Here is a 26962-nt window from a genome sequence, read left to right on the forward strand (position 1 = left end):
GTTCGTGTCACGATAACACGTAGTAATTGAAAAAACACCTATGTGTTTCGCAGGCTACCACGTTGTGCATTTACATGGTTGAAGCGGGCTCGTTTGTGCGTCAAACGCAGGCTCGTTGCAAAAGAGCGCCTGCCGGGAATTCACCGCAGAGCGATCCGTCAGCATGGTGATCATGATCAACCGCTCTTCGCCAACCTCTTTTCAATGTATCCGTTTTCATCAAAGCCACTGCACCCGCGCTACGATTTGCAAAGGGGATTCTACCCTGAATTGTTTTCTTGCGCCAAAACGCAAAAGTGCCCTACGATTGGCCAATTCTTTTTAATGCCCGTTTAATCAGTTTCATTCAAAACCATACAAATGAGAAGAAGCAAGCGATGACCCGCGCCGTCCTCTTTGTCCTGATTCTGTCTTGCGCGATTTTCACCCTCGCGCCGGTATCGCATGCTTGTCCTGATACGCGACCGGAAGGCGACATCATCGTGGCAATGCGCGATGATGCCGAGCCATTCTCCTATTTCAAAGCGAATGGCGACCCCGCAGGCTTTGCCTATGATCTCTGGCGCAATGTCGAACGGTCCTTGTCCGTCCTCGACAGTGACGGCAGATCCGTTGCCCCTAATGTGAATTTTGTCCCCTGCAACACCATTGATGGGCAGGAAATCGGATTGGTGAGCGGTCGCATCGACGTTGTGATTGCACCGCTCACAATCACGTCCGAGCGCATGCAGTCCTATGATTTTTCCCAACAGTACCTGTCATCCGGCATTGCACTTGCATTACCGCCGTCCAACGCAATCGACTTCTCGCAAGCCAAAGACATCGTTTCAGAAACAATCTTTCACCCGACGGTCGCCCGGGCCGTGCTGCTGTTCCTGAGTTTCAATCTGCTGATGGCATTCCTGATCCGCTGGCTTTTGTTCGGCAAAACAGCGGATGGCGAACACACAACCGCTTCGCTATGGCTGCGATCGATACTTGAGTCGATTATTCGAACCATTGGGCTGCGCGGTGTTGGCGATGGATACAGCACAGCGATGGCAAAAGTACTTGAGATTTTTCTGGCCGTGGTCGGAACTGCACTATCCGCGACCTTGCTGGGCGTTCTGACATCCGCGTTTGTCGGTTCTGTCGGCGGACAAAAACGGGTTGCGGCGCAAGAACTTACGGAAATGTCAATTGCAACACTCGACTGCTCGACTTCGCAGAACCTGCTGTTGGTGGAGTATCGCAAACGTCTTCAGGACGCCGACCCTGTTTCGCCAGAAGCTGCGGCATTGAGGACGCGTGTGGCACAACTCACTTGCCGGCCCGAGGATCCTGAGCGAGAAGACATTTCCGTTGACAATGACCCCACACTGAAGGGACATGTGACACTGGTTTCAAGCTGGCCCAAAGCTGCGAACCTGCTCGCGAAGGGCGAAGTCGACGGAGTGCTTGGTGACTGGATCGCACTCACATATCTGAGCCGTCAGGATCAATACAGCGACAAGATATCGGTTCTGCCAAACGTTTATCGCAATGAGCCCTATGGTTGGGGAATTTCCCGCGCATCGGTCACACAAAGCATGCGGCGCGATATTGATCGCGCGTTGATCCGCGAGATGCGCAACAGGGACTGGCGCAAAAACCTCGAAGATGAGCTTGGCACAGGCAGCGTGTCACCAAATTGACGATGCAGGGACATAAGCCTCCGCCGTCCGCGACGCCGCCGATCACCACTGCGGATGCGACGACACAGGCTTCTTACCACCTCTATTTTTCATCCGGCCTTTACGACCTGCGCTATCCCAGTCCCAACCGGATCATGTGGCAACGGATTGAGCAGTTTTTGCACGCTGGTGCTGCGGTGTTGGATTTCGGTTGCGGCAGTGGTCGCTACCTGATGCGTCTGCAGGGGCGTGTTGCACGTGCCGCAGGGTTTGATGTCAGCCCGACCGCACTGGAAACAATTCGTGAGCGCGCGGCGCGGTCTGAATGGCACGATCTGCATGTCCTCGGCCCTGACGAGGCGGATATTGCTGACCATACTAAAGCGTATGGGCAGGTGGACCTCGTGCTGTGCCTGTTTGGTGTTCTCGGGCACATTACGGATGAAACGGCCCGCGCGCAGGCCCTGCTGCGCATGCGCGAGGCTCTGAAACCAGACAGTGGCAGGGTGTTGATCTCCGTGCCCAACAGGGCGCGCCGTTTTCGCGCCGAACAAGCCAGAAACAGAGACACCAGCGGGCTGGTGCGCTATAGTCGGCGGACAGAGGACGGTCAGAATGTCGTATTGAATTACCAGCTTTTTGACCCTGAAAAACTGGTGCAGGAGCTTGCAGCAGCGGGCTTCAACCTGCGCCGCATCGGGTGTGAAAGCGTTCTCCCCGAAAGCTGGCTTTTGCGCAATGGCCTCGCAAGAAGGCTCGATGCGCTATTGACGCCGCTGTGTCCGCCCCGTTGGGGATATGGGATTTATGCCGAGGCATCCTGCTGAGCGTGTTTATGCTGCATTCGATTTAAATCGGCCCGTGATGGCTGCGATCTGCTGGTCGTTCCGGTTTCAAGCTGACTTGTTCCACCTTCACATTCTGGTCGTACGACCTTTGCTCAACACAGTCGGAAAAAGTAGCGGCGCCAGAACTGAGATAACCGTTATCTGAATGATTTTATTACAGTTTTTTCACGCTATTATTCTTTCGCCAATCGCCGCTCGTAAGAGAAAAACGACCCTTGGTTGATGCTCAACGCCAAAACTCTCGTAGAAATTTAGAAAAAAACAGAGAGTTTTGTTGCTTTTAAACAACTTCAGGTTACGCTACCCGAAATTTCCTTGAAAGGTGGACTGGTGTATTTTCGCCATTTGTCTCGCGCCTGCTTTTGTTTTTTCCATCTGGTGTCCGCACGGCGGTCAGCCTCATGATTGACCTCACGCTGAAGCTCATCTGCGACCGGCTCAACGCGCATTTATCCGCGCTCTTTTCAGTTCCTGAAGACCTTGTGGCAATCGGACCCCTAAATGACGCAGAAGGTAAACCGTCGGCAGAGGCGCGAAACCGGCTAACCATCTTTGTGACAAATATCGCACAGGACAGCATGCCGAGAAATGACGCGGCACGCGGGGTTGCGCAGATTGGACAGGCACGGCCCGTCCATCTTGATATCTACTTCATGCTCGCCTCCGGTCACGACGCTGAAATCTACGAAGAGGGTTTGAAGCTGGTATCGGCGGCGCTGATGTTCTTCCAGTCGAATTCCGTCATGACCCCTCAGAATACGCCCGAGATGCCCTCTGGTATCTCGCAACTGTCAATCGACATTGCCAATCTCAAAGTTGAAGAGATCGGTCAGCTGTGGGGCAACCTTGGTGGGCGATATGTGCCATCGGTCATGTTCAAGGTCCGCTCAGTGATGATCGACGCGGGTCTGGTGAAATCCATCACCCCGCTCATCCGCGCGCCTGCAAGTTCTGCCAAAGCGGAGGCAGGATGATGGGCTGGGACGTTTTGGCAGAACTGACGGTTGAGCATGAATATTATGCGCCCAATATGCCCCCGGTGACGCTGCGCCCGAATGATGCGCACAGCTTTGACAAGGATGGGCTGTTGCTGCGCCAGCAAGGCGGCAGAGGATTCATTCTTGCCGAGGAAGATACACCTGAATTGCCCGCGCAGGTTGCGATTGACCTGCATGCGCAAAGCACTGATGTGATCACCGTCACGGCAGGCGGAAACTGGGACAACGTCCCGCAAATCGACCTGACGACCGGGACCGATCACGCGACCCTGGACCCGCTGACGCAAGACGCGCTGCCTGCTCAAACACCCGGTCACTTGCGGCTTGCGCAGCTGAACATAGGGATCACGCCCAGATTGCATCGCAAACTGCATGTGGCATTCAAGGCGATCGCATCGCATTGGGCCTATCACGTCATAGGCCCCGGACATGACGACGTGATGATCGAGGACCCGGACGGGCGTGTGTCCTTTTCCCCTCTGGGCGTGAGGGTGCTGCCAGACGGCAGACCGGCAAATGTCCTGCGTTCCAGCGATGCCCTGCCTGCGCGGGCGCGGCCCGGCCAGCGCTTCAGCCTTTCAAAACCCGGGCCCTTTGGTCCACGCACTCTCATTCCCGTACTGCCTGCACCGCAGCCCCTGTTCGCAACCGTACCAGCCCCTGACGGGACCGGCGCACTCATTCAATCTGACATCTACGTCTCGATCTTTTAAAGGAGGACCTGCAGCATGGTCATGAAAACCCCCGGCGTCTACATTGTCGAAAAGAACGCCTTTCCCAACTCCGTCGTACAGGTCGCCACGGCCGTTCCGGCGTTTATCGGCTATACAGAAAAAGCGGTGAACGGAAACGTCTCCTTGCACGAGACCCCGATGAAGATCAATTCGATCTCGGAGTATCACAACTACTTTGGCGGCGCGTCCGAGCCTCTCTTCGCAATCAAGCCCTTCGAAGAACGCAAATCCGCACAGCCCTACGGTGACGATGCTGACATGGCCACAGCGGCTGAGTTGCCGCAGGCCGTCTTTACGGTCGACGGCCCGGCAGGGCCCATGAAATACGAACTGATCCAGACAAATACCGCCTTTACGCTTTACAGCGCCATGCGCGCGTTTTTCCTGAATGGGGGCGGTACGTGTTATGTAACCTCCATCGGGTCTTACAAGGACCAGATCGACGCGCAAAAGATGCTCAATGCGATCACGCGGCTGGAAAAAGAACCCGAACCGACGATGCTGGTCATTCCGGAAACCACGCGCCTGACCCGTCAGAATTCGCTCAAGGTGCAGCAGCAGATGCTGGCCCATTGCGGCTTCAAGATGAAAAACCGTTTTGCGATCCTCGATATTCATGGCGGTTATCTGGATGAGCGCAGCCCGCGCGGCGATCCGATCAAATGTTTCCGCAATGACGCAGGTACAAACTATCTCGACTATGGGGCGGCCTATTACCCATGGCTCGACAGCGCGGTCTACCAGTCGCGCGATTTCACATTTGAAAACATCGAACTGAAGAAATACCGCAACGTTTTCATCTCATTGCTCAAGTCCAGCGTCAAAATGGACAAGACCATCGTGCCGGAAATCCTGAAAGTCGGGACAGCGGTCGTATCCGGTGACTTCACCGTTTCCGTCACCAAGGGCGGCGTATCCGTCATCAAGAATTCGGACATCCACGCAGCCGATGATCTGGCCGATGCCAAAGAGCTGAAATACAAAGTCGTCGGTGCGCCAAAGAATGCGATGGATACAGAGGCGCTCACCGAGTTGACAAATAACATGAAGGGCAAAATCGTCCTTGGTGCGAAAAATGCCACGGATGACGCGCTGAAAGAAGCGGCACCGGTCTATGACTTTACGCAAGACGACATCGACAGCGGAAAGGTACGCTACGTTCACACGGGCGACACAAGCGACAAGGGCTTTTTCGAACTGATCATCACGGACAACGAGGGCGTGCAGACATCTGCCCGAAAGATCGCCGTCTTGATCGGCAGCGATGTGCTCGCTTTGCCGGATGTCAAAAAGAAGAAAACCATAAGCATCCCCGTCGATGAAGATGGTGTGACCATCGAGAACGTGGTTCTGCTGGGCGCGGATGAGATAGACCCCGTTGCCGTCAAAAAGGACAATGACGCCGTCCAGCAGGCGCTTGCGGCGGTTGATGCATTGCCCCCGGATGCGACAGATGCCGCCAAGGCGGAGGCTGCCAAAACACTGGAGGACGCCGAAGCTGCGGCAATCCTTGCGGTCAAGGACAAAAAACTGACGCGCAAGGATATCGGTGTTTGGGAAGTCGACGGCACGCAGGCCATCAAGTTTACGCCTGACCCTGCCCTTGATCGGGCAGAGACATCCGTGCGCTACAAATTCATGACCGCCGACGGACTATCCGCCCCCAAGGAGATCAAGATTCTTGTGGACGGTATCGTGGCAACCGACACGACCGAAGATCAGGCGGCAAAGACGACAGACAAAACCATGCGCGTATTGGTCCCGCTTTACACCGATGTGATGAACGCCATCACCAAATACATGAACACCATGCCACCAGCAGCGGCGATGGCGGGGATTTACACGGCCGTGGATAACACCCGCGGCGTCTGGAAGGCCCCAGCGAATGTGTCCGTTGCCGGGGTGACAGGCCCCATGGTCAATATCGACCATGCACAACAGGAAAACCTGAACGTGTCGACAACCGGTAAATCGATCAACGCGATCCGTCCCTTTGTGGGCGAAGGCACGTTGGTCTGGGGCGCGCGCACGCTTGACGGCAACTCGCTGGACTGGCGCTACATCAACGTGCGTCGCACCATGATCATGATCGAGGAATCCATCCGGCTGGCCGCCAAGGCCTATGTGTTCGAACCCAACACGGCGCAGACATGGGTGACGATCCGGTCGATGATCGAAAACTTCCTGACCTCGGTCTGGAAAGCGGGCGGTCTTGCCGGTGCGGTGCCGACGGATGCGTTCAGTGTCCAAGTCGGTCTGGGTCAGACGATGACGCCGGTGGATATTCTGGAAGGCAAGCTGCTGATCACCGTTCTGGTGGCCGTCTCGCGCCCTGCGGAATTCATCGAAATCACGTTCCAGCAACAAATGCAGAAATCATAAGAATTGAACAAGAAGGATATAGACTATGGCAGATGATGGCTCCGCCCAAACAACGGCAATCTGGCCGCTTCCCAAGTTCCATTTTCAGGTGAAATGGGACGATACGGAACTGGCGTTTCAGGAGGTTTCCGGTCTCGACATCGAGTCCGAGCCGCTGGAATATCGCGCGGGCAACAACCCGGTTTTTTCCAAGATCAAGATGCCGGGCATGATCAAATACAGCAATATCACCATGAAAAAAGGCGTATTTGTCAAAGACAATGCTTTGTTTGACTGGTTTGCAGAGATCAAGATGAACGTGATCAAGCGCAAGGCGATCACGATTTCCTTGCTGGATGAAGCGCAAGCGCCGACGATGGTATGGAAGGTTCAAAACGCCTTTCCCATCAAGGTCACGGGCACGGATCTGAAAGCCGAGGGCAATGAGGTCGCGGTGGAAAGCATCGAGATCGCGCACGAAGGCTTTGTCATCGAGAACGCCTGACGCCGATGGACCCGCTTAGCCCGCCTGTCGCGTTTCATTTTTCGGTCATGTTCGTGGGCGGTACGCCGCCCGTGTCGGATACGGCATTTCAGGAGGTGTCAGGGCTCGAAAGTGGCCTTGAGACCGAAGCGCTGGTGGAAGGCGGCGAGAACCGCTTTGTCCACCAACTGCCCAAGCCGCTGAAACAGGGCAACCTCAAGCTCAAGCGCGGGATGACGCCTGCGGACAGTGGTCTGGTGAAATGGTGCAAGGCCACGATCGAAAACGATCTGTCGAAACCGATCGAACCCAAGGACATTACGGTGTCGTTGTTGAATGAAGAGCGTGACCCGGTGGCCGTCTGGTCCATCGGGAACGCCTATCCGGTCAAGTGGACAGTAGGAGGATTTGACGCGATGAAAAACGAACTGGCCGTCGAAACAATCGAACTGGCCTATACCACCCTGAAGAGGAAAACCTGATGGCTGTCGAGATTGGAACGCTTGTCCTGAAGGGTCGCTTTGGGCCTGCCGAACCGGAAAGCACGCAAGCGCAGCCAGACCTGAGCGATGCGCTTGAAGCGCTCAGGCAGGAAGTGTTGCGCGATGTCGATCAAAAGCTGGAACAAGCGGCACGCCGCGCGCGGGAGCGTTGATCAGTGGCCAAGCTCAAGATCATCAAATGTGCGATCAAATCCAGCAAGATCGAACCCAAAAGCGGTGCGGCCAATACGTTTCAGGCGACGATCAACCCCGAAAGCTATAAGCACAACTATTCTCTGCAATACACCGGGACCAAGAACAACAAGGACGCGCCCGTCGGAAAATCCGGCACCGTGCCGAAATACTCGATGGCCGACCCTGAAAAGATCGGGTTCTCGATCACGGTGGATGGCACGGGCGTCGTGCCCGATGCCAAGGGCAAGACCGTCGCCGCGCAACTCGAACAGTTGCGCAAGATCGTCTATGATTATGACGGTGATGAACACGAACCGACGGCGGTGAAAATCATCTGGGGCAAGGGTCTCAAGGCGTTTTTCGGCAGGCTGACTGACATGGCCGTGGATTACACGTTGTTTCATCCCGACGGGACCGCGCTGCGGGCCAAGATCACGATGAATTTCATCGAGGCGCGCACGGCCGCACAGGAGGCGCTGGAGGCGAAACGCCGCTCGCCCGACCTGACCCATGTGGTGCGCGTGCAAAGCGGGGATACGCTGCCGATGCTGTGTTACAGGATCTACAAGGATGCGGGCAAATACCTCGCCATTGCTGCCTTCAACGACCTAGACAGTTTCAGGGATCTGGAGCCGAACACGTTGCTCCGTTTCCCGCCGATGAGGTGACAAAGCCATGCCAGCAAGTCCATTAGACAATTCCGACGGCCCGCTTACCATCTCTGTGAAAGCGGACGGGTCGGAAGTGCCTGACGATCTGGCGATACAGGCGATGTACATCACACATGAGCTTAACCGCATTCCCGAGGCGACGGTTATCGTGCAATCGGACTCCGTGGAAATTGACGAGTTCGAAGAACTGGACAACTCCCTGTTTGGATTGGGCGCCGAGATTGAAATCAGAGCCGGGTTTGGCGATTCCGGGTATCAGCAGCTTTTCAAGGGCATCGTGACCTCCCAACGCGCGCGCCTTGACGCACAACAGGGCGCAAGGCTCGAAGTCCTGTGTCGCGACAAGGCGCTCAAGCTGACGGAAACACGCAGTTCCGCCCGTTATGAAGACATGAACGATGGCGACGTGATGAAAGCTATCATCACCGATGCCGGGCTGAAGAGTGCCGTCGAAAAAGTCAAGACCGGAGCGGGCACGCAACTGCGCATTGGCGCGACTGACTGGGACTTTCTGCGCTTGCTTGCAGATCGGAACGGGTTCGTGGTGTCCGTCAAGGAAGGTGAAATCAAAGTCGCCAAGCCCGACAGTTCCGTCGCGCCAGCGCTGCTGGTGACGTTCGGCATGGACATCATCGATTTCGACATCTCACTGGAAACCAACCGCACGATCAAAAACGCCGTACAGGATGCATGGGACGAAGCGAGCCAGGAACGCGTGACTGGCCCAAGCAATTACAAACCAAAGCTCAGTTTTGGTGATACCAAGTATAGCGACTTCGCGGAAAACCTTGGGGACAGGACGCATAAGGTCAGCACGTCACGCGAAGTGGATGCATCGGATCTCAAGGAGATGGCCAACGCCCGGGTTATCCGCTCAGAACTGGCGGCCGTATCCGGGAGCATCTCGTTTCCGGGGTGTGGTGAAATCTCGCCGCTGGATGTGCTTGAAATTTCCAATACCGGGAAACGCTTCGGCGGCAAGGGTCTGGTCACGGCAGTGTCCCACATGATCGAAGCGGGCAAGTGGACGTCACAAACCCGGCTCGGATTGCCACCTGACTGGACCAGCGACAGCTTTGGTCTTGCAGCGCCCGCGGCTGAGGCGATAACAACCCCGATCCATGGCCTTCAGATTGGTAAAGTTGTTCAACTGGCCGATGATCCCCTGGGCAAGCAGCGCATTCTTATCTCTCTGCCGATGATAGGGCCTGAAGGATCGGATGTCTGGGCGCGCTATGCGCAACCCTATGCGTCTGACGGGGCGGGCATCCAGTTTCTGCCGGAGGTGGGCGACGAGGTGATCGTGGCCTTCCTGAATGCGGACCCCAACGCGCCGATAATCGTCGGATCACTGCACAACGAAAAAGCCAAGCGCCCTGAGACGGAAACCGAAGAAAACCACATCAAGACAATTGTGACGCGCGAAAAGCTGAAGGTGATCTTTGATGAGGAAAAGAAGATCATCACGGTCGAGACCCCGGGCGGTCACAAGCTGGTCATGGATGACGACGAGAGCAGTTTCAGCATGCAAGACATGAACGGCAATTTCATCAAGATGGACAGTTCGGGCATCGCGCTGAAATCGGACAAGGATATCACCCTGACCGCAACAGGCAAAATAGAGGCCAAGGCGACGATGGACGCAACCCTATCCGGTCAGAACGTGACCTGCGAAGGGCAGATCGGGTTTACCGGCTCTGGCGGTGCGACGGCCGAGGTATCGGCGGGCGGTCAGACAAAGATCGAAGGCGGTATGGTGATGATAAACTGACAACAGCAAGAGAGGGGGCGGGGGAAATGCCACCAGCAGCAAGACTAACCGATATGCAGACCTGTCCGATGGTGACAGGCATTGTTCCACATGTGGGCGGCCCCATTGCCGGCCCCGGAGAGGCGACCGTTCTGATCGCCAAGATGCCGGCGGCTGTGGTCGGGGACAATTGCATTTGCGTCGGCCCGCCTGCGACCATCGTAAAGGGATCGGCAACCGTGATGATCGGCGGCAAACCGGCCGCGCGCATGGGTGATACCACATCGCACGGGGGCAGCATCTTGGTCGGCGCACCAACCGTGATCATAGGGGGCTGATATGTCAGAGAATGATCCGGGGTTTCTGGGACGCGGCTGGCATTTCCCGCCTACCTTCGACAAAGCAACCGGCGAGGTTGAGATGGTTCAGGCCGAACCGGACATCGAAGAAAGCCTTTGTATCCTGATGGCGACCCGCCCCGGGGAACGGATCATGCAGCCTGCCTACGGCTGCCGCCTGCACGACTATGTGTTCGAGACAAACGACGGGGAAACAGAGGCCGCAATCGAAACGGCCATCCGTCAGGCCATATTGTTTTTCGAACCCCGCATCACCCTGCATGAGGTCAGTGTGGATACAACCGACTGGTTGGGTGGCAAGATGCGCGTGTCATTGGACTATACCGTGGATCAGACAAATTCACGTTCCAACATGGTGTATCCATTCTATGTCCACGAAGGCACCTTGGTGGCCGATACCCCCATGCTGGCGATTTAGCATATGATCAACGCCCCCCCCATATCCCTGATGCGCATGGGTGCCGCGATTGCTCTGGCCCTGATCGGCCTTGCGGGGTGTGGTTTCATTGCCGACCGGCTCCGGGACGAACCGGTCAAGAGGGTGGAGGTGCTGACACCAGATCAGGCCTGTGACGCTTCCGAGCAGACGCAAAACCGCTTGTCGGGGGGGTATTTGCGGCAGGCCGAGGCAGGCGGGCTTGCCTTTGATCCCGTGCTGGTGAACGGGCGCAGCAACAGCAACGGTCTGAGTGAAGAGATAGACCTGAACGACAAATCCCAGACCCGCGAGACGCAAGACATCAGGGGCACGACCTTTATCGGCACCAAGAAGGCCAGTGCCAAACTGCGCGCAGGATTTGGCCAGCCGGGAAAGCTGCCGAATGTCTATGATGTGACATATGCCATCAACGACATTAACTTCACCGGCCCGATGGTGATCGGACCCGCTGCCGTCATCAGCGAGATTCCCACATCCGGCGCAACCCTTTACGCGGGCAAGGTCGCGCTCAGCATCATTGCCCCGAACAACGCAGGGGAGCTGGAAACGACCAAGGCCACCGGGCGGTTTGAAATGAACGCCGGTTACGCCAGTCAACGCGGCAGCTTCACGGCGAAAGACTTCGACAAGGAATTGTCCTTTGATCGATTGATATGGCGCAATCTGTTTTTGTGCGGAACCCGTTTTGTCAGCAGTGGCAAAGGGGTTGTGGGCGTACAGGAAGGCGACGGGCCTGTTCTGGCCCCGTTCAAGACGGACCGGGAGCCGGCCCCGTTTGGCGCACTATTTGAAAGCTCGCAATTTGCGCCCTCAGAGCGGCCCGCCCCGCCGGTTTCATTTGGCGGGGTTCTGGTCATCCAAAGCGACAACGGCACGATCATAGCCGCGTTCCTGTCAGATCAGGTGAAAGAGCAGGAAAGTGATGTCTGATACGGTGCGCCCAACGGATCAACAGGCGAAAGAATGGGGTGGCCTGCGCGTCACGCCCGGCTCACAAAGCGATGCAAGGCTGCCGCGCCCGCTGTCACCGCGCCGTTTCAGGGTCCGGAACGAGAGCCTCGCCGAAGCGTTCTGCAAGGCAGGCAAAAGACTGGGGGCTGCGGATGTGCCGCTGGCACGGGAGGACAGATATGCACGGCCCTGGGCGCGCCTGTTTCAGAACGAACCAGCCTATCTTTATGCAGAAATCCTGAGCTTCAAGGCGGGTGATGCCGGTTTTGCCTTTGCCGAAGCCCTCGAATACGAGCCCACGAAAGCGCTCACCCTGACGCGGGAGCTTTCGGATCAACTGACCGATTGGTTGCGCCGCATCCAGCTTGAATCACCCGTGCCGTTTTCCAAACAGATTGACCAGCTGAACAAGGAACGAAACCTCTCTGGCCTGCTGGCGGACATGTACGGCAAGGGGCCTGCGGAACTGACACGGATCGCCAAGAAACACCCGTCGGTTCTGGCTGCCAGCGCGCAGGCAGGCCCGCTCGCAGAGGCCCGCGCCCTGCGCGACAGGCTGCGAAGCGTCCACACGTTGCTGCGCAATGCAGTGACCTCCCTGCAAGCCTCGGCACAGGGGGCCTTTGACGCCCGCATCGCCTCCGGCGAGATTGACCCGGGCCTTGGGCTGATCATTGCCGAATTGCGCACAGCACAGCATGTGGATGCCGCGTTCAACAAACTGCCGGATCGTCATACGGATCTCTATTATCAGGAGATCATTGGACAGACCCCGGCTCCGGCCAGTCCCGAGATGGTCCTGCTCGATCTTGGCCGCGTCCCCCGGCCCGGCTTCGTCCCGCAAGGCACAGCCCTTGAAGCGTTGTTGCCTGATGGCAGCGTGCAACGCTTTGAAACGGACACCGGCGTTCCGGTCAGCCCCGCCGTGGTGAGCGACGTCAAGGTGCTCAGCTATCAAATGGACAATCACATTTCCTACAATCGCGCTTTGGGTGGTATAACCGGACTGCGTGCGGCCAGTTTGAACACAGGGACGGCGCATAACGCGCAAACACTCTTCGGGTCGGGGACAGAACAGGACCCCGATATCGGGCTGGATATTTCATCACCCATGCTGTCATTGGCCGAAGGGACCCGGCGCATCGAAGTATCCCTGCACATGAGCCGCGATTCAAACCTGCCTGCGGGTTCCTATGTTTTCACCGAAAAGGAGGTCAAAGCCCTTGAGGAAAAACGCAAGGCCGAGGCCAATCCCAGACGCACGCAAACCGGTGCCATGGCCGCCGTCGCCGACCCGGACAAGGCACCGAAACTGCGCCTGACCCCGCAGGAAACGGACCCCGAATACAGGGACCCGGAGGTGCGCCTTGCCCTGTCGGCAGACCCTGCGTTGATTTCGGCCTTCTACGGCGACAGGAAGGACCTCAAGACCGCCGATGCGATTGAGGAGCTGACCCTCGAAGTCACCGAATACGCCAGCCTGCACAATATGACGACATCATTGGCGCTGATCTATGCGGTGCTGATGGACAAGGTCGAAAAACCCGCGCATCTGCGCCTGCTGCTGGGCCGGATCGTGACGCTGTCGCTGATTGAAAAACACCCCTTCCCCGAAGGCGATTACTGGGCCAAGATTTACGCGCTGGTCCAGAAATACCGCAGCGAACTGATCGGTGTCGAGCCCGAGGGCATCCAAACAGACAGCGCGGCGCGAAAAAGCTACGAGCAGCAACAGAACTCGATGATTTTCGCCGCTTTTTCACAGCGCCCGGATGGCAAGATCGACTACCCGCTCAGGGATGTGTTTCAAAGCCTGCTGGGTGATGCGTTCTCCATGACGATCACCACGGATGATGGCCCGCTGCGCCCGGATATCATGCAGGTTCTGCCGCTGAAGGAAAAGCGCGCGCAGGGCGGTATCATGCTCAGCATGCGGTATGATGCCAGCGCACCCGCCCTGACCGGGCCAAAAGATGCGCCGCGCCTCGCACTGCGATATGCGACGGATGCGCGTCTTTGTCCGGTGTCTTTTTTCGAAGCCTACGCCATCGAAACCATCAGCATCCGCACGCAGGTCACCGGATTGCGAAAGCTGGCCGCGTTTTCCGACGACGGCCCGCTGGTCACCGATCAGACCTTTCAACCCTTTGGGCCGCGCCCCTCCGAGGGGGCGACGTTTCAGGTCGGTTGTGCTGAAATGGCGCGCAAGCCTGTCAAAAGCATCAACGTTTGCCTTGAGTGGTCGGGCATGCCCAACCCGGTTGGCGGGTTTGAAACCCATTACGCCAGCTACGGACGCGGTGTCGACATTCCCGACCCGAAGCTGACCATCGATTACCTCAGCGGCGCCGGGTGGAAGACCGTGAGCGCTGATCCCGTGCCGCTTTTCCAAAGCGCAGGCGCGTCGGGCACGCTCCAACCCGAGTGGGAGTTCTCCGGCAAGATCACGGGGCGGTCAATCCCCGCAACGGGCGTTGTATCGGCGCAGGAATACCAGTCACGCCAGACCATCCGCGCCGGCATGATCCGCTTTACGTTGACAGGCACGGCTGGCGGGTTTCTGACGGATCGCTACCCGATGGCGCTGGTCGACGCGATGCGCCCCCGGTTGGTGAACCTGGGCGAACGCAAGATACCGCCCGCCCCCTTCGTTCCGGAAATCGCCAGCTTTTCGCTCTCGTACACCGCTGAAGGGATGATCGAGTTGAACGCCCCCGAGACCGCGCGCGCCGGTGAAGAGGTGCGGCAATCCGGCCCCTTTGGATCGGTGAGCGTGTTTCCAAAGCGCATGCACAAACAGATACAGCTTTTCCCAAGACGGCTTGGGTATGGGCAGGTTTACTTTCAACTCACCGGGGCCAATACGGTTGGGCCGACCGCGCTGACGATTGATCTGGCATCTTCAGGACATCTGCGCCGGGTCCCGGCGCGCAACCCGCTATCATGGTTCTATCTTTCGGCGCATGGCTGGCAACAACTGCCTGAAACCGCGATTTCCTCTGACACGACCGTCGGCTTGATGCGCTCCGGCATCGTTGTGATCGACCTGCCCGATGATGCGACAGATCATTCCACCGAAATGCCGGCAGGCGGCGTCTGGTTCGCGGCGGTCGCCACCGAACCCAACGTCGACGTATTCCCAAGCCTATCCGCCGCCAAGGTCAATGGTGTCTGGGCGCGCCGCATGGACGACACCTGGCAGAAAGACAACGCGCCGCGCGTCTGGAGCTTCACACCCGCGCAGCCGGGGCTGACCAGTATCGCGGAAATTCCGACCCCCGGCACGTCACGCCCGCCTGAGCCGCGCGACATGTTCCTCGCCCGGGTGGGCGAACGTCTGCGTCACCGCCGACGCGGGGTCACGCCCTGGGACATGGAACGACTGGTGCTCGAAGAGTTTCCGGACGTGTGGATGGCCAAATGCCTGCCCCATCTGCACACACAGACCCGCGCGCCTGCGCCGGGTCACATGACGCTCGTGGTGGCGCGCAAACAATCCGAGGAGGCCGTTTTGCGAAACCCCCAGCCTGCGCTGTTTGACGTCACGACGCTGAACACAATTCAAAAGTGGTTGGCAGATTACACATCCGACGCCTGCAGCATCGACGTTGTGAACCCGACTTTTGAGCGGCTTCAAGTGCGTGCCAAACTGAGCGCCAACGTGAAACGGGAAAACGGAGCGATCGCCCAACTGTTGCGGCGCGATCTGCGCAGGTTCCTGTCCGTCTGGACTGCTGATGCCTCGATGAAACGGTTTGGCTGGTCGCTCAACATCCAGATGCTGCGCGCCCATATCGCTGAAAAGGACTATATCGAAAAGATCACCGATTTTTCTGTTCTTCATCTGGCTGGCGATGACCAGAAGTGTTTCAGTCTGCTGGATACCGCACAGACCAAATCGGACTGGCGCGGACTGTACGGTCCCGTATTGAAACCGCATTTCCCATGGAGCCTGCCCATTTCCACAGTGGAGCATGGTTTAACAATCGTCCCCGATTTCAAAGATGAACAACCAACAGCAGCCGGCATTGGAAGCCTCACCCTGGGCGAGATGCTGATTGTCGGCCAAAGGACCGTCCCGTGACCAAACAAGACCGCCCCACTCTCAAATCCTTCTTTCGCAGTGGTGCTTTGCCCACAGCCAAGGAGTTCGGTGACCTGATCGACAGCACTGTAAATCAGGTCGATGATGGCTTTGCGAAAACCGACACGGATGGGCTGCGGCTGAATTCAGTCGGATCATCACTGAAGGTGCTCAGCTTGTATCAGGGGCTGGGGACGCCCAAACCGTCGTGGATCATAGAGCACGGCGAAAAAGATGGTGTGCTCAATTTTCGCCCGGATGAAGGGCAGGATGGGCTGAAGATCGACGAAGAGGCCAAACCGTCGGGCAAGGCCGAAAACACGTTCCCGCCAAACATGACAATGACCCGCGACGGCAAGATCGGCATCAACCAGGAAGAGCCGGAATGGCGCTTTGATGTCGGTGGTGTGGCGCGGATGCAGGGGCGCATTGGCGTTGCAACCCCAAAGTACAAAACCGTGCCCGCCGACCGGGGCTGGCACCCCATCACCGAAGCCATGACCGGCTGCCAGATCCTCGAAGTGGTGGCGGGCACCGGCGGGGAGCCCGGAAAAGGGCGCTATTCCATCATGCGCGCCATTGCCATGAATGCCTATCATCCGCGCAACCGGTTTCTGAACTGGTTCTTTCGGCGGCGGTCGATCAAGACGCAAACGGCGATGTATGGCAGCTATGCGGATCGCATCTGTCTGCGCTGGGTCGCGGATGACGAGAAGGAGCACCATTATATTCTTGAACTGAAGACCAACGCTAAATTCGAGGGCAAGGTGGTGCGCTATTACATCACGAAACTGTGGTTCGACAGTGCGATGCTGGGCGCGCGGGGCAAAGAAGACAGGGATGCGAACCTGCTATGAGCCCCAAGCCGCCAGAACCTTTGGAAGACTTTGCCGATCTGCGTCGCGTTGCGGTGGACTATGCGCAAGAGGCTTCCGGCAAGATCTGGACAGATTACAACCTGCATGACCCCGGCGTTACGCTGCTTGAACAAACCTGTTTTGCGCTGAGCGAGATCGCCTATCAGGTCGGGCTTCCGACCCGCGATCTGCTGACAAATCAGCGTGGTAATTTCTGCTTTCACAATCTCGGCTTGTTTCGTCCGCGAAAGGTGCTGAACACGACGCCTGTGACCCGCGATGATCTGGCGGCGTGGCTCTGTGCCTGCAAGGAGGTCGAAAGCGTCACGGTCGCCGAACCCGACCCCGAGCGTCCGGGCTTGTTTGACATCACGCTGATCCCGACGGACGATGTGAAAAACAAACAGGCACTGGCAAAACGTTTTCGCAAGGCTTTTGCGGCGGCCCGTCCCCTGGGCACGGATCTGGGCAGGCTGACGATTGCGGAACCCGTCTATGTCAAGCTGAGCGGCACGATCGAGATCAAGAACGAGATGCTGCCCGAAACGACCGCTGCCTATCTGTACTATGGCATCGCACGCTTGCTCAAAGGGATCGGAAACCCCAAAAGACCGGCAACGCGCAAGGATGTCTGGGATGACCCGCTGCGCCTGCTGACCCCGCCACAAAGCCGTACAGAACAGAAACTGGACCGCAAGGAACCCGAAATCGACCTCAGCGCGTATCTGGCAAAGCTGCGTGAATTGCCGGGCGTGGAGACGATAGAACATCTGACGCTGAAACTGCCTGTTGGGTTCACGCCAAGACCGGGGCATGAGATTTACTTTCACTCTTTCCTGCCGACCATGCCCGAAGAAGAGTTGCAGACGATATCTCCTGATGCCTTGCCGGCATTTCCCGAAAAGATCGGCGTCACACTGACGATGGATGGCACCCCCGTCACATTGAATGCAAAACGCATCGAAGAAGAGGTCGTGCGCATCAAGGCCGTCGAGATCGCCGAGGCCGATCACCACATTGACGCACCGGACTGGGACGTCATGAAACCTGGGCGCAACCGCAAGTTTTCGCAATCGCATGTGGATGCGTTTTTGCCCTTTGTCTACCGTGCACGGGGCTACCGGGAAAATGACGCCAGCACTTTGATCGCCGAATATCGCAGCAGCATCAACAAGTTGCTCTGCGATATGGTGGATGATCTGAACACATTGCCCGAGATTTTCAAGGCCAAGCCCAAGGTGCAGAATGACGATGCGGAAAAGCACCGGCTGCGGATTGCCTTGCTGGACTATCTGATCGCGCTGCAGGGCAGCGAAATGCCGCCCACCCGGCACAGTGGTCTGCATTGCTATCACACGACCCGTGCACGCCACCGGTTCGAGATTTCGTGGCGGCTGAATTACTTGTTTGCCCTGCCCACACTGCATGCAGCGCGCGCCACCGGACCGGATGACGCTGAACCGGATGACACTGACAAGAAGCAGGGCGGCTTTTTGCGCGAATTGGCCCTGCTGTGCGATCTTGATGTTTCCACGGATGGCAGGTTGACGGGGCTGCTCACAGACTACGGTTTGCGCCTGACGCAAGGGCCGACACTGGCAAGCGCGGCAACGGCGGAGGAGATCGAGTTGGTTTCCGCCACAAGCCCCTTTGACATGATCGTCCCCGAATCCGACAGGCACGAAGTACTGGACAAGGATGCGCTTGCGGAGCTGTCGCCTTTTCTGAGTGACGGGATGCTCTCGACAGAGCTTTTTGCACATTTGACGCAATCGGACAGTTTTGCGATTGCACCCTATCCGGGGCAGTACCAGATATTGCTCGATCCCGGCGCCTTCGGACCGCTGCGCCGCGTCGGGCTGCGTGAGAAAAAGGAAGAGGCCCAGCAGACCGTCGTCAACCTGCGCGCCACATGGCGGCATCTGAACCGAGGCTCTGAAAGGGCTGTTCTGATCGAACATATCACCCTGCGCGATTGTGGGGATGAGTGCGACCCCAACGTGGCTGATCTGATCCTGCCGGGATGGACGGCCCGCTGCGCGATGCCAAGTTTCCGCACCTTTGTTGAAACGCAGGTCAACGCGCTGGCCCCGGCACATATTCATGTGCGGGTGCGCTGGTTGGGCTTTGATGCCTGCGCCACATTTGAGGCGTTAAAACAGAAGTCGAAATCCGGCGCGACACAGGATCTGAAGGCGCTCAAGGATTTTCTGGACATGCCCGCGACAGCACAAGCGGAGGGTCGGGATAGTTGATGGCAACACCTGCCCGATCTGATCCTGCCAAACCTGTATCTGCACGGATCGATAACTGTGACGCGGCGTTTCATGTGACCCGGCTGACCGGGCCGCTTTCGTCGCCTGAAACCCTGCTGGCCGCTGTGCGCCGCGAAATCCTGCCTGCGCTATCCGATGTCCTTGATGCGCCCGAGTGGGACGGGATCGACATTCGGGCAGACCGGATCGAGATTGATCTGGGCCACTGGCCCGATGATCCCGTCTGGTCAGACGTGCGCTATGTGCTTGCAACCAAGCTGCGATATGCGCTTGCGGATTACCTGCCCCCCGCGCCAACGGCTTCTGGCCCGCGCGCGGTCCCTGCAAAGCCGAAAGACGACGCGACATCGCACGCCACCTTGCCAAAGAGCGAAAGCGATCCCGCTGATGACGCGCAAGTCCGCACAGAGCCGGAAACGGATCAACCGACCGCCTTGCCACAGCAGATCGCAGATCACATCGACGCCTTCATGCGCTGGACGCAGGCTGCGTCAGGCAACAAAACCCTGCCCAAGATTCTGGCGCGGCTGGATCGTCGCTCAGCAGAAAGTCAGGCCCTGCGGCACATCCTGCGCGCGGCCTCATCCGCAGATGCCAAAGAGGCACAAACCTTGGACCGACGCCTCACGGGTGAGCTTGCTCACACGGTTTCCCGGGCGCTTACGCTTCTGGAAACGCGCACCGAGCATGCTGCCACGCAAGATGCCCCGTCCGGGCAACAGTCGGGGCATCCGCAGGCAGGGCAACCAGACCAAGTCCCGGTTACAGAAGCGTCAAACGCGGCTGCGACCACGTCGCCGCCGGACATCGCGCGTGATTTGCATGCAGCGCTCAATGGCTCTGATGCGTTCAGTCTGCGCCTGACCAACGCAAGGAAGCATCTGATACACGGCCTGTTGCAGGCCGGCGTTCCTGGGGCGGTCGCCCGCGAACGATCTTTTGCGCTTCTTCACCGTTTGCTGCCGTTTCTGGATATCGGATCTGGCGCAGCATCTCTGGTGTCTCCAGAACAGCCACAAACGGCTGCTGAGGTTGCGAGATCGCAAGCTTCGCCTGAAAAAAGCGTGAACAGTTCCACAGTATCACCGACCACACCCAGCGGGAACCTGCCCCAAGCCAAAGGCGCGCATGGCGCGCCAGAGGCGACGAAAGCGCATCAGATTGAACCGCGCCAAAACAGCCAACCGGATGCTAGCGAGGTGCGACCACCAGAGCCTGAGCGGGATCGCGCCGTTTCAAACCCCAGTCCGTCGCAGCATGAGACTGCGGAACCTGCCGCAGCGAGTGATGAAGCGGACGCCCTCATGTTAACCGAAATTGCGCAAGCTCTGGGCATCCGGCCCGGAGAGACCGCGAAAGATGTTTGTATCGCACAGCTGATGCAAAGCCCGACTGCGGTTTTCGATGCAGCGTCCGACCTTGGCGCGCTCAATGTACTGGTCAGGCTTTTGGCACAAGCGCAGTCGGATGCAGGCCCGCTGCTCGCCAAAGCCCCGCTTGAGGCTGACAGCATCGCAGCCCTTTTTGCGTCAGACCCGGCGACCTTTGCCAAGGCAGTTGCGCAGCTCACAACCGCCGACGCCTTTGCCCTTGCCCGCAGGCTTCTGCCACCCGGTGCAACCCTGCTGATCGCGCATCTTTCAAGACTGAGAGACAGCGCAAAGTCGCCGCGCCTTGCGATGCAGCAAGCGGTGCTTGCGCTACTCAACGGCGATTTGCTTGACTTCGAGGACCTTGCGCAAAGGGTCGAAACCCCCGCTGAAAAGATGTCTCCCGCAGAGCGCACGGGCGGGGAAACCACCGCAGAAGAGGATGGGGCGACGGAGCGCGAAAACCCGTCCGACCCCGATCCGGAAGCGGCGGCGCAACCGCATCTGGAAAAGAAAGCGCGCACAACCGGCAGTCTGGCAGAAACCGTGATGATCCTGGCCGGTTTTCATCCATCCGAGATTGAGCGGATACTGGCGCGACCGGCCAACGGGTCCGTTCCCATGGAACCAGATCAGCGGCGATCAAGCCAGACAGAAACCCGGTCAGAGACGTCTGATCCCACCAAAGCAGCCGCAGGCAATCCCGAAACGGGCGCACCGCCAGACCAACCGGCCGGTGAACGTTCCGACGCGGATCTCATCGCAAGAGCCGCCGCCCTGAGCAAAGCGCTGGCCGCGCCGGATAGAACGCAGTTTTCAGACGCAGCAGAACTGCTTTTGCGCGCCTGGCCCATGGTACAGCCCACCGATGAAACTGCGCTGAGAACGGCCAATTTGCGCACGGCGCTCACCTTGTTGCTCGCGCGTGATAGCGCGCAACTCACCCTTTCGGAGTACCTTCTGGCGACAGCGCAGGAAATCGAACCGGATGCGCAAAAGCGACAATCCGCGCTGCGTGTGGTTGCCGCTCGGCTCAGCATTCCGATCGGTGCGGATGAAACTGCGCTGAGACGACAAACACATAGCGCCATCGAGGCGCTTCTGGAGACAACACCCCAGCCGACTCCGCTTACCCAAACGGACGTGCCGGAAAAACCGCCTGAAACAGACAGCGAAACGCTGTTGGTAACCGAGGTCGCGGGCCTTGTACTGTTGGGTCCGTTCTTCACCCTTCTGTTTGAACGGCTGAAAATCGAATGGGATGGCAAGGCGCTGCATGAAGCGGACTACCCCAAAGCACTCGGCGCCTTGCACTGTCTTGCCGATACGACACCGGGGCCAACGCCTGACCCGTTTCACCGCGTCATCCTTGGCCTTGATGCGGCATCCCCCCTGCTAATGCCGCTTGCGCCGGATGAGGACGCACAGGCGCTTATGGACGGCCTTTTGCGTTCGGTCGTCGCGCGCTGGGGGAAACTTGGTGCGACGTCTCCGGACGGACTGCGCGAGACCTTCTTGCGCCGCACCGGCACATTGCGTTTTGACGAGACGGGCACGCATCTGCGCGTCACGCCCGGCCCGTTTGACATGTTGCTGGATGGATTGCCCTGGAGCATCGACCGTCTTGTCCTGCCGTGGATGCCCCTGCCCTGTCATGTCACATGGAGGGAGGACCCGGATGCTTGACGGAAATGACCGCGCCTCTGTGCAAAAACTGAATGCCCGGGCCGTCGCCATTGAAATCAAATGGCTTGAACAGGTCATCGCGGCACGCCTCGAACACTTCTTCAAGGGGGCTGACACCGCATTTGACCTGCCCCGCGCACCTTCGCACCAAGGCAACACGGTGCTGGCCGATCTGATATCGCAACATGGGTTATCGCCCGAGGCCCGGCTTGTGCTGGCCCTGGCCATCGCGCCGCATGTAAACTCCGCCGTGCTGGACCCGTTTTACGTCAAGAATGCCGCAATCGACCGCGCGTTTTCCCAGTTCGGCGGCCTTCCTGATGCGAGCACGGCCTTTGTGCCGACCGTGGAAACCGCACTGTTCCTGATTGCAGGAACGGATACGGCCGCGCGCATTGCGGCCATGCGCCTGTTTGAACCGGAACACGCGCTGCGCCTGCAAGCGGGTGTGTCACTTGTGCAAACCCCTCCGTCGCAGGCCAGTCGGCTGGACCTGCCGATGCACCGCGTCGTCGCGCTTTGTGATGGCACGCCGCCCCGGCCAGACTTTGCGCCCAACTTTCCGGCCCGTCGTCTGAGCACGAGGCTCAGCTGGGACGATCTGATCCTGCCCGCAGCGATACGCGATCAACTTGATCACATTCTGGCGTGGTTGCAGAACAGGGATAAGATCCTTGGTGACTGGGGGCTCGGGCGTCAGTTCGGACGCGGATACAAAGCACTGTTTTACGGCGCGCCCGGCACAGGCAAGACACTCACCGCAACACTTTTGGGCCAGCGCACCAACCTTGATGTCTACCGCGTGGATTTGTCGATGGTCGTTTCCAAATACATCGGAGAGACGGAAAAAAATCTGGGGATCATCTTTGACATGGCGGCAGAACGGGATTGGATTCTGTTCTTTGACGAGGCCGATGCGCTTTTTGGGGCACGCACTGCCACCAGTTCGTCCAATGACCGCTACGCCAATCAGGAAGTCTCCTATCTGCTGCAGCGAATTGAAGAGTGCGAAAGCCTTGTGATCCTTGCCAGCAACCTGCGCAGCAACATTGATGACGCGTTCTTTCGCCGCTTCCAAAGTGCCATCGGCTTTGCCCGCCCCACCCCGCCGGAACGCGAGATGCTGTGGCGCAACACGTTGGCCAGCGTGCCACTGGCACCCGAGATTGATATCAAACAACTGGCGATGGATTACGACCTGTCCGGTGCAGCCATTTCCAATGTGGTCCGCCATGCCGCCGTGAGTGCTCTGCGCCGAGGGGCCGAAACCGTTGCAGCGCAAGACCTGAAATCCGCGATCGCAGCCGAAATGCGTAAAGAAGGACGAACATCATGAGCCTCCTCAGGACCAGTTTGCGTCATATGATGGCCCTTTTTGTGGTTACCATCGCGATGGCAACCGCCGCTGTCGCCGCCTGCTCGGATTTTGACGATATCACGGTCGATGAACTCGCCCCCGCGAACATCCGCGAGGTGCAGTTGGGCCTGCGCACCGCCTATAGAGACGCGAACCCGGCACTAACGGACGGCAAGTTGGGAATATACACACGCGAGCGATTGCGCGTGTTGTGCGAAGATGTGCCGATGCCCGACGGCGTAAACAATGTACGCGCCACGCTGCGGTTGACGATACAATACGCGCGGCTGCAACAAAACTGGCCCGGCTGGTCAACGCAACTCTTCACCATGAGCCTGCCCGGACCGGCTGATGCGCAAGGCGACCCGGCACTGGCGCTGCGGCTTGCGGGCACGACGGCGATGACAACGCTGGCGCTTGGCCGCCGGGCACTCACCTATGATTGCGCAACCTCCGGCGGTGTTCTCGCTCAAATCCCCAGCGCAAGTCAGGCGTTGACAACTCTGACGAATATTTTCCGCGACAAATCCGAGGTCCAGATATGTGACCTTCTGCCCGTGGCAGGGGGGCTGGATGCATGGCAGCAAGGCATGGAGCGTTTCGGCCAGATCGAGGCAAGACGCCCCGGTGCGCTGAGTATCTTACAAAGCAGGGGTTTCATCGTCTGGATCGCGGCGGAAGAGAAAGAAAACCGGTTGCGCAGATTGGTCGGAACAGTTGACGCGGTCATCAAGCTCATCGACGAATATGCAGCGCAATCCGGTGTGCCTGCGCCCTACACGGGTGGCCCATGCTCGCCCCAAACCACTGAAGAGACGCTGACCTACTATGCGCTTGAAGAGAGCGACATCGCTGATCTGAACTTTCTGGTCTCGCTCACCCCGATCCTTGAGGGATTCCGCGCGGATAATCCGGGCCATGACAGCCCGCAGGCGCTGTGGCGGGATCTGCGCCCGGTACTGGCTGTAGACCTCGGAGACTGCATCCTTGACGAGATCGAGAAGCTTGTCACGGGGGACGAAAAGCTGCCCCTGTCCTTTCTGCTGCGGCCTTCGGTGACGGATAAACTGCAGGGCAACCCCGCGTTTGAAACCGCGCTGCCCGTTGTCGAAAACATGATCACCGTGCGCGAACCCACCAAGGCAGGGCTGGTCAATCGCATCCAGACTGCATTGATGGACGCACAGAAAGACGCAATCGACGCGGAAGTGGATGCCGCTGCGGATGTACTGGCGGCCGCATCAGAACCCGTGCCGCCGCCCACGGATACGGCATTGCTGGAATTGGATACCGATGCCGAACCGGACCCGACACCGCGCATGACGGTTACCGATGCCACCGATCAGGCGGTGGCATCAGCCATCGATAACCCGGAGCTTTCGCAGGCCTTGCAGGACACGCCGCTGTCGGATGTCACCGTGCCTGAACTGATGCGCGCGCAAGCCCGCGCCGCGCTGGAGGAGGCCGCGACCGCTCAGGCAGAACGCAAGGTCAAGGCACAGGTTCAGGGGATTGAGCCCTCCGTGACCTCCGACTGGACACTGACGGAGGCACTTCAGGACGAGATCCTCGCGCTGCCCTTTATTCAGGCCACCGTCGCAGATGTAACGGCAGAGGGTCTGGCGGACCGGCTCAAGCCGCTCATCGGTGTTGCCTACCCCAGCCGTCGTCTCTTCACCGAGGCCGTTGCGAATGTCGCCAAGATCGATGGAAAAGGCGATTTGTCGAGGTTTGTCACCGAGCGGCTCGTTCAGGCGGCGCAGAAGACGATTGATGACCCTGAAGTCACCCGTGTCTATGAGCCGTTCGAAATCGAGGACTGCAAGTGCGTTCCAGAACGCAAAAGCGAAGATCTGCAGGTCTATGGTTTTTATCCGTTTTGGCTGGCACAGCCACCCGCCAGATCTGTGCCGACAGAAGACCCCGAAGCCGAGGAGACAGAGCCGAAACAACAAACCAAGGTTGATTTCAGCGTCATTGATCACATCGCCTTTTACGGGCTTGAGTTCACTAAGGGGGATGGTGATCGCGCGCTGCTGTACAATCGTGGTCAATGGCGCGCGGCGCGTCGGCAATTCATCAATTCAGCACATCAATACAGAGCCAAGGCCGAACTGGCGTTCGATTTGCGCGACTGGATGGACTGGACCCCGGCGGACATCGAATATGTCGTGGATGACATTGCAACCGAAATGGGTGCTTTCAACCGGGTTGAAGGGCGCAAGCCGCAGAACGTGACCGCCGCCATTCCGACCCTGTTTGATCCGATGCAGCCCGATGGCGTCACGCTGATCTTTCACGATTACCCGGGCACCCGGCTGACTGATGCAGACAACATGCGCACAATGGTGTCGATCATCAGGCGCGTTTATCAGGAACTGCCAGATCGGGAAAACACAACGATCAACGTCGCTTTCGACTTCCCGGTGGTTCCCGAGAACAAAGGCGAAGAGCGCACGGGGGTTTTTGATGATCTTTATGAATTACTGGTCCCGAACGAAATCAGGGTGCTGAACGACAAGGATCAAAGCCTTTTGCGCAATTTCCTATCGGCGTTGAACCCCTTTCAGGACGTTAACACCCAAACAGAAACAAGTCGGGAAACGGTGGAGATCGTGGACAAGATCCTCCTGTTTCTGGAGCGTCCGACATCGGATGCAAAAAAGGAGTTGCGCCTGCGCATGGAAGAGGGCCTGTTCAAGGGGCCGGTGCGCGCAGACGTTTTGCGCAGCATCATTCCTGTGGTCCCACCGGGTGGGCACAGATTTATCAAGAGCACCCCGCACGAAGACGCCTTTGACACCACACCCGCAAAGGAGTTCTCGCAATTTGACGATGACGTCGTCTATTTCAAGGACAACTTTTCCGGTATCGGATTCTGGCCCGTTCTGGACCCGCAGTCTGACGATAACGCCGAAATGACGGCGATAATTTCGAAATACTTCGACAAGCAGCTTCCGCCTTCACTGGCAGGGTTTGAAACCATTATCACCAATACATGCAACTACTGGTGCCCCAACCGTGCAAGGATAACGCTGGGCGCGATTGCTCTGTTCATTCTGGTCGGGGTTTTGACGTGGCGGTCGTTTTACAGTGGGCTGGCCGATCAAATCGCCTTTCGCTTCATGTGGGTCGGCCTTGTGTGGTCCGGACATGTCGTGTTGATCGCAACGCTCTTCATTCTGGCGAATTGTGATCCGCATGCTGTGTGGCCGGGTCGCTTTATGTGGACATTGATCGGGGTGCTTGGCGTCATGTTGGCGGTAAGCTCCTACCAACGGCACAAAAACGGCCCAATGCCCTGAGCGTCAGACGAAACACCTGAGCCATCAAGTCTCACGTAACGCGTTGAACCCTTTGATTTCAGACCGCGTTACGTGGGTCAGGTTTTCGCATGAGCCTTGAGCA

General features: G+C 58.1%; 19 protein-coding genes. All 19 read left to right on the plus strand.

What is annotated here, in order from left to right:
* Positions 1 to 377: 377 nt before the first annotated feature.
* The 19 genes from RD1_RS19275 to RD1_RS19360 all read left to right on the plus strand — a co-directional run bounded on the left by RD1_RS19275 (position 378) and on the right by RD1_RS19360 (position 26859).
* Positions 378 to 1673 carry a transporter substrate-binding domain-containing protein gene (locus tag RD1_RS19275; protein ID WP_011570260.1) on the plus strand — a complete coding sequence of 432 codons (1296 nt, stop codon included), beginning with the start codon at positions 378 to 380 and terminating at the stop codon, positions 1671 to 1673.
* Between the two features lie 2 nt (positions 1674 to 1675).
* Positions 1676 to 2479, plus strand: a complete 804-nt coding sequence (locus RD1_RS19280) for a class I SAM-dependent methyltransferase (RefSeq protein WP_245897148.1) — start codon at positions 1676 to 1678, stop codon at positions 2477 to 2479.
* Between the two features lie 422 nt (positions 2480 to 2901).
* A complete protein-coding gene (locus RD1_RS19285) occupies positions 2902 to 3474 on the plus strand; it encodes a DUF4255 domain-containing protein (RefSeq protein ID WP_074958697.1) in 573 nt (190 codons plus the stop codon).
* Positions 3471 to 4211, plus strand: a complete 741-nt coding sequence (locus tag RD1_RS19290) for a hypothetical protein (RefSeq protein ID WP_245897150.1) — start codon at positions 3471 to 3473, stop codon at positions 4209 to 4211. Before RD1_RS19285 ends, RD1_RS19290 begins: the two co-directional genes overlap by 4 nt.
* Before the next feature lie 15 nt (positions 4212 to 4226).
* The gene (locus RD1_RS19295) at positions 4227 to 6614 is read left to right on the plus strand and encodes a phage tail sheath C-terminal domain-containing protein (protein WP_011570264.1); all 2388 of its coding nucleotides are present in this window, start codon (positions 4227 to 4229) and stop codon (positions 6612 to 6614) included.
* Positions 6615 to 6639: 25 nt separating this feature from the next.
* Positions 6640 to 7098 (plus strand): phage tail protein, encoded by a 459-nt coding sequence (locus RD1_RS19300; protein ID WP_011570265.1) that lies wholly within the window; start codon positions 6640 to 6642, stop codon positions 7096 to 7098.
* A 5-nt stretch (positions 7099 to 7103) separates the two neighbouring features.
* On the plus strand, positions 7104 to 7559 hold the full coding sequence (locus RD1_RS19305) for a phage tail protein (protein ID WP_011570266.1): 456 nt from the start codon (positions 7104 to 7106) through the stop codon (positions 7557 to 7559).
* Entirely contained in the window at positions 7559 to 7732 is a 174-nt protein-coding gene (locus RD1_RS21195; protein WP_011570267.1) for a hypothetical protein, read from the plus strand. The genes RD1_RS19305 and RD1_RS21195 overlap by 1 nt, the downstream gene beginning before the upstream one ends.
* A 3-nt stretch (positions 7733 to 7735) precedes the next feature.
* Positions 7736 to 8422: a hypothetical protein gene (locus RD1_RS19310; protein ID WP_011570268.1), complete on the plus strand. Its 687-nt coding sequence runs from the start codon at positions 7736 to 7738 to the stop codon at positions 8420 to 8422.
* 7 nt (positions 8423 to 8429) lie between these two features.
* Positions 8430 to 10196 carry a type VI secretion system tip protein VgrG gene (gene vgrG / locus RD1_RS19315; protein WP_011570269.1) on the plus strand — a complete coding sequence of 589 codons (1767 nt, stop codon included), beginning with the start codon at positions 8430 to 8432 and terminating at the stop codon, positions 10194 to 10196.
* Positions 10197 to 10222: 26 nt separating this feature from the next.
* The gene (locus tag RD1_RS19320) at positions 10223 to 10513 is read left to right on the plus strand and encodes a PAAR domain-containing protein (RefSeq protein ID WP_011570270.1); all 291 of its coding nucleotides are present in this window, start codon (positions 10223 to 10225) and stop codon (positions 10511 to 10513) included.
* Between the two features lies 1 nt (position 10514).
* Positions 10515 to 10952: a GPW/gp25 family protein gene (locus RD1_RS19325; protein ID WP_011570271.1), complete on the plus strand. Its 438-nt coding sequence runs from the start codon at positions 10515 to 10517 to the stop codon at positions 10950 to 10952.
* A gap of 3 nt (positions 10953 to 10955) precedes the next feature.
* On the plus strand, positions 10956 to 11903 hold the full coding sequence (locus RD1_RS19330) for a hypothetical protein (protein WP_011570272.1): 948 nt from the start codon (positions 10956 to 10958) through the stop codon (positions 11901 to 11903).
* A complete protein-coding gene (locus tag RD1_RS19335; protein ID WP_011570273.1) occupies positions 11896 to 16008 on the plus strand; it encodes a hypothetical protein in 4113 nt (1370 codons plus the stop codon). The genes RD1_RS19330 and RD1_RS19335 overlap by 8 nt, the downstream gene beginning before the upstream one ends.
* Positions 16005 to 16865 carry a hypothetical protein gene (locus tag RD1_RS19340; RefSeq protein ID WP_011570274.1) on the plus strand — a complete coding sequence of 287 codons (861 nt, stop codon included), beginning with the start codon at positions 16005 to 16007 and terminating at the stop codon, positions 16863 to 16865. The genes RD1_RS19335 and RD1_RS19340 overlap by 4 nt, the downstream gene beginning before the upstream one ends.
* Positions 16862 to 19120, plus strand: a complete 2259-nt coding sequence (locus tag RD1_RS19345; protein ID WP_011570275.1) for a hypothetical protein — start codon at positions 16862 to 16864, stop codon at positions 19118 to 19120. Before RD1_RS19340 ends, RD1_RS19345 begins: the two co-directional genes overlap by 4 nt.
* Positions 19120 to 22197 carry a contractile injection system tape measure protein gene (locus RD1_RS19350; protein WP_011570276.1) on the plus strand — a complete coding sequence of 1026 codons (3078 nt, stop codon included), beginning with the start codon at positions 19120 to 19122 and terminating at the stop codon, positions 22195 to 22197. The genes RD1_RS19345 and RD1_RS19350 overlap by 1 nt, the downstream gene beginning before the upstream one ends.
* A complete protein-coding gene (locus RD1_RS19355; RefSeq protein ID WP_011570277.1) occupies positions 22190 to 23533 on the plus strand; it encodes an ATP-binding protein in 1344 nt (447 codons plus the stop codon). The genes RD1_RS19350 and RD1_RS19355 overlap by 8 nt, the downstream gene beginning before the upstream one ends.
* Positions 23530 to 26859 (plus strand): hypothetical protein, encoded by a 3330-nt coding sequence (locus RD1_RS19360; protein ID WP_011570278.1) that lies wholly within the window; start codon positions 23530 to 23532, stop codon positions 26857 to 26859. The genes RD1_RS19355 and RD1_RS19360 overlap by 4 nt, the downstream gene beginning before the upstream one ends.
* Positions 26860 to 26962 lie beyond the last annotated feature (103 nt).

It is taken from the genome of Roseobacter denitrificans OCh 114, from assembly GCF_000014045.1.
In the GTDB taxonomy this organism is placed as follows: domain Bacteria; phylum Pseudomonadota; class Alphaproteobacteria; order Rhodobacterales; family Rhodobacteraceae; genus Roseobacter; species Roseobacter denitrificans.

Bases quoted from the DNA above. Each gene is read 5' to 3' on its own strand.
- RD1_RS19320 (WP_011570270.1), top strand. From the start codon at position 10,223: ATGCCACCAGCAGCAAGACTAACCGATATGCAGACCTGTCCGATGGTG.
- RD1_RS19290 (WP_245897150.1), top strand. From the start codon at position 3,471: ATGATGGGCTGGGACGTTTTGGCAGAACTGACGGTTGAGCATGAATAT.
- RD1_RS19280 (WP_245897148.1), top strand. From the start codon at position 1,676: ATGCAGGGACATAAGCCTCCGCCGTCCGCGACGCCGCCGATCACCACT.
- RD1_RS19285 (WP_074958697.1), top strand. From the start codon at position 2,902: ATGATTGACCTCACGCTGAAGCTCATCTGCGACCGGCTCAACGCGCAT.
- RD1_RS19345 (WP_011570275.1), top strand. From the start codon at position 16,862: ATGAGCCCCAAGCCGCCAGAACCTTTGGAAGACTTTGCCGATCTGCGT.
- RD1_RS19325 (WP_011570271.1), top strand. From the start codon at position 10,515: ATGTCAGAGAATGATCCGGGGTTTCTGGGACGCGGCTGGCATTTCCCG.
- RD1_RS19300 (WP_011570265.1), top strand. From the start codon at position 6,640: ATGGCAGATGATGGCTCCGCCCAAACAACGGCAATCTGGCCGCTTCCC.
- RD1_RS19335 (WP_011570273.1), top strand. From the start codon at position 11,896: ATGTCTGATACGGTGCGCCCAACGGATCAACAGGCGAAAGAATGGGGT.
- RD1_RS19305 (WP_011570266.1), top strand. From the start codon at position 7,104: ATGGACCCGCTTAGCCCGCCTGTCGCGTTTCATTTTTCGGTCATGTTC.
- RD1_RS19330 (WP_011570272.1), top strand. From the start codon at position 10,956: ATGATCAACGCCCCCCCCATATCCCTGATGCGCATGGGTGCCGCGATT.
- RD1_RS19360 (WP_011570278.1), top strand. From the start codon at position 23,530: ATGAGCCTCCTCAGGACCAGTTTGCGTCATATGATGGCCCTTTTTGTG.
- RD1_RS19350 (WP_011570276.1), top strand. From the start codon at position 19,120: ATGGCAACACCTGCCCGATCTGATCCTGCCAAACCTGTATCTGCACGG.
- RD1_RS21195 (WP_011570267.1), top strand. From the start codon at position 7,559: ATGGCTGTCGAGATTGGAACGCTTGTCCTGAAGGGTCGCTTTGGGCCT.
- RD1_RS19295 (WP_011570264.1), top strand. From the start codon at position 4,227: ATGGTCATGAAAACCCCCGGCGTCTACATTGTCGAAAAGAACGCCTTT.
- RD1_RS19275 (WP_011570260.1), top strand. From the start codon at position 378: ATGACCCGCGCCGTCCTCTTTGTCCTGATTCTGTCTTGCGCGATTTTC.
- RD1_RS19355 (WP_011570277.1), top strand. From the start codon at position 22,190: ATGCTTGACGGAAATGACCGCGCCTCTGTGCAAAAACTGAATGCCCGG.
- vgrG (WP_011570269.1), top strand. From the start codon at position 8,430: ATGCCAGCAAGTCCATTAGACAATTCCGACGGCCCGCTTACCATCTCT.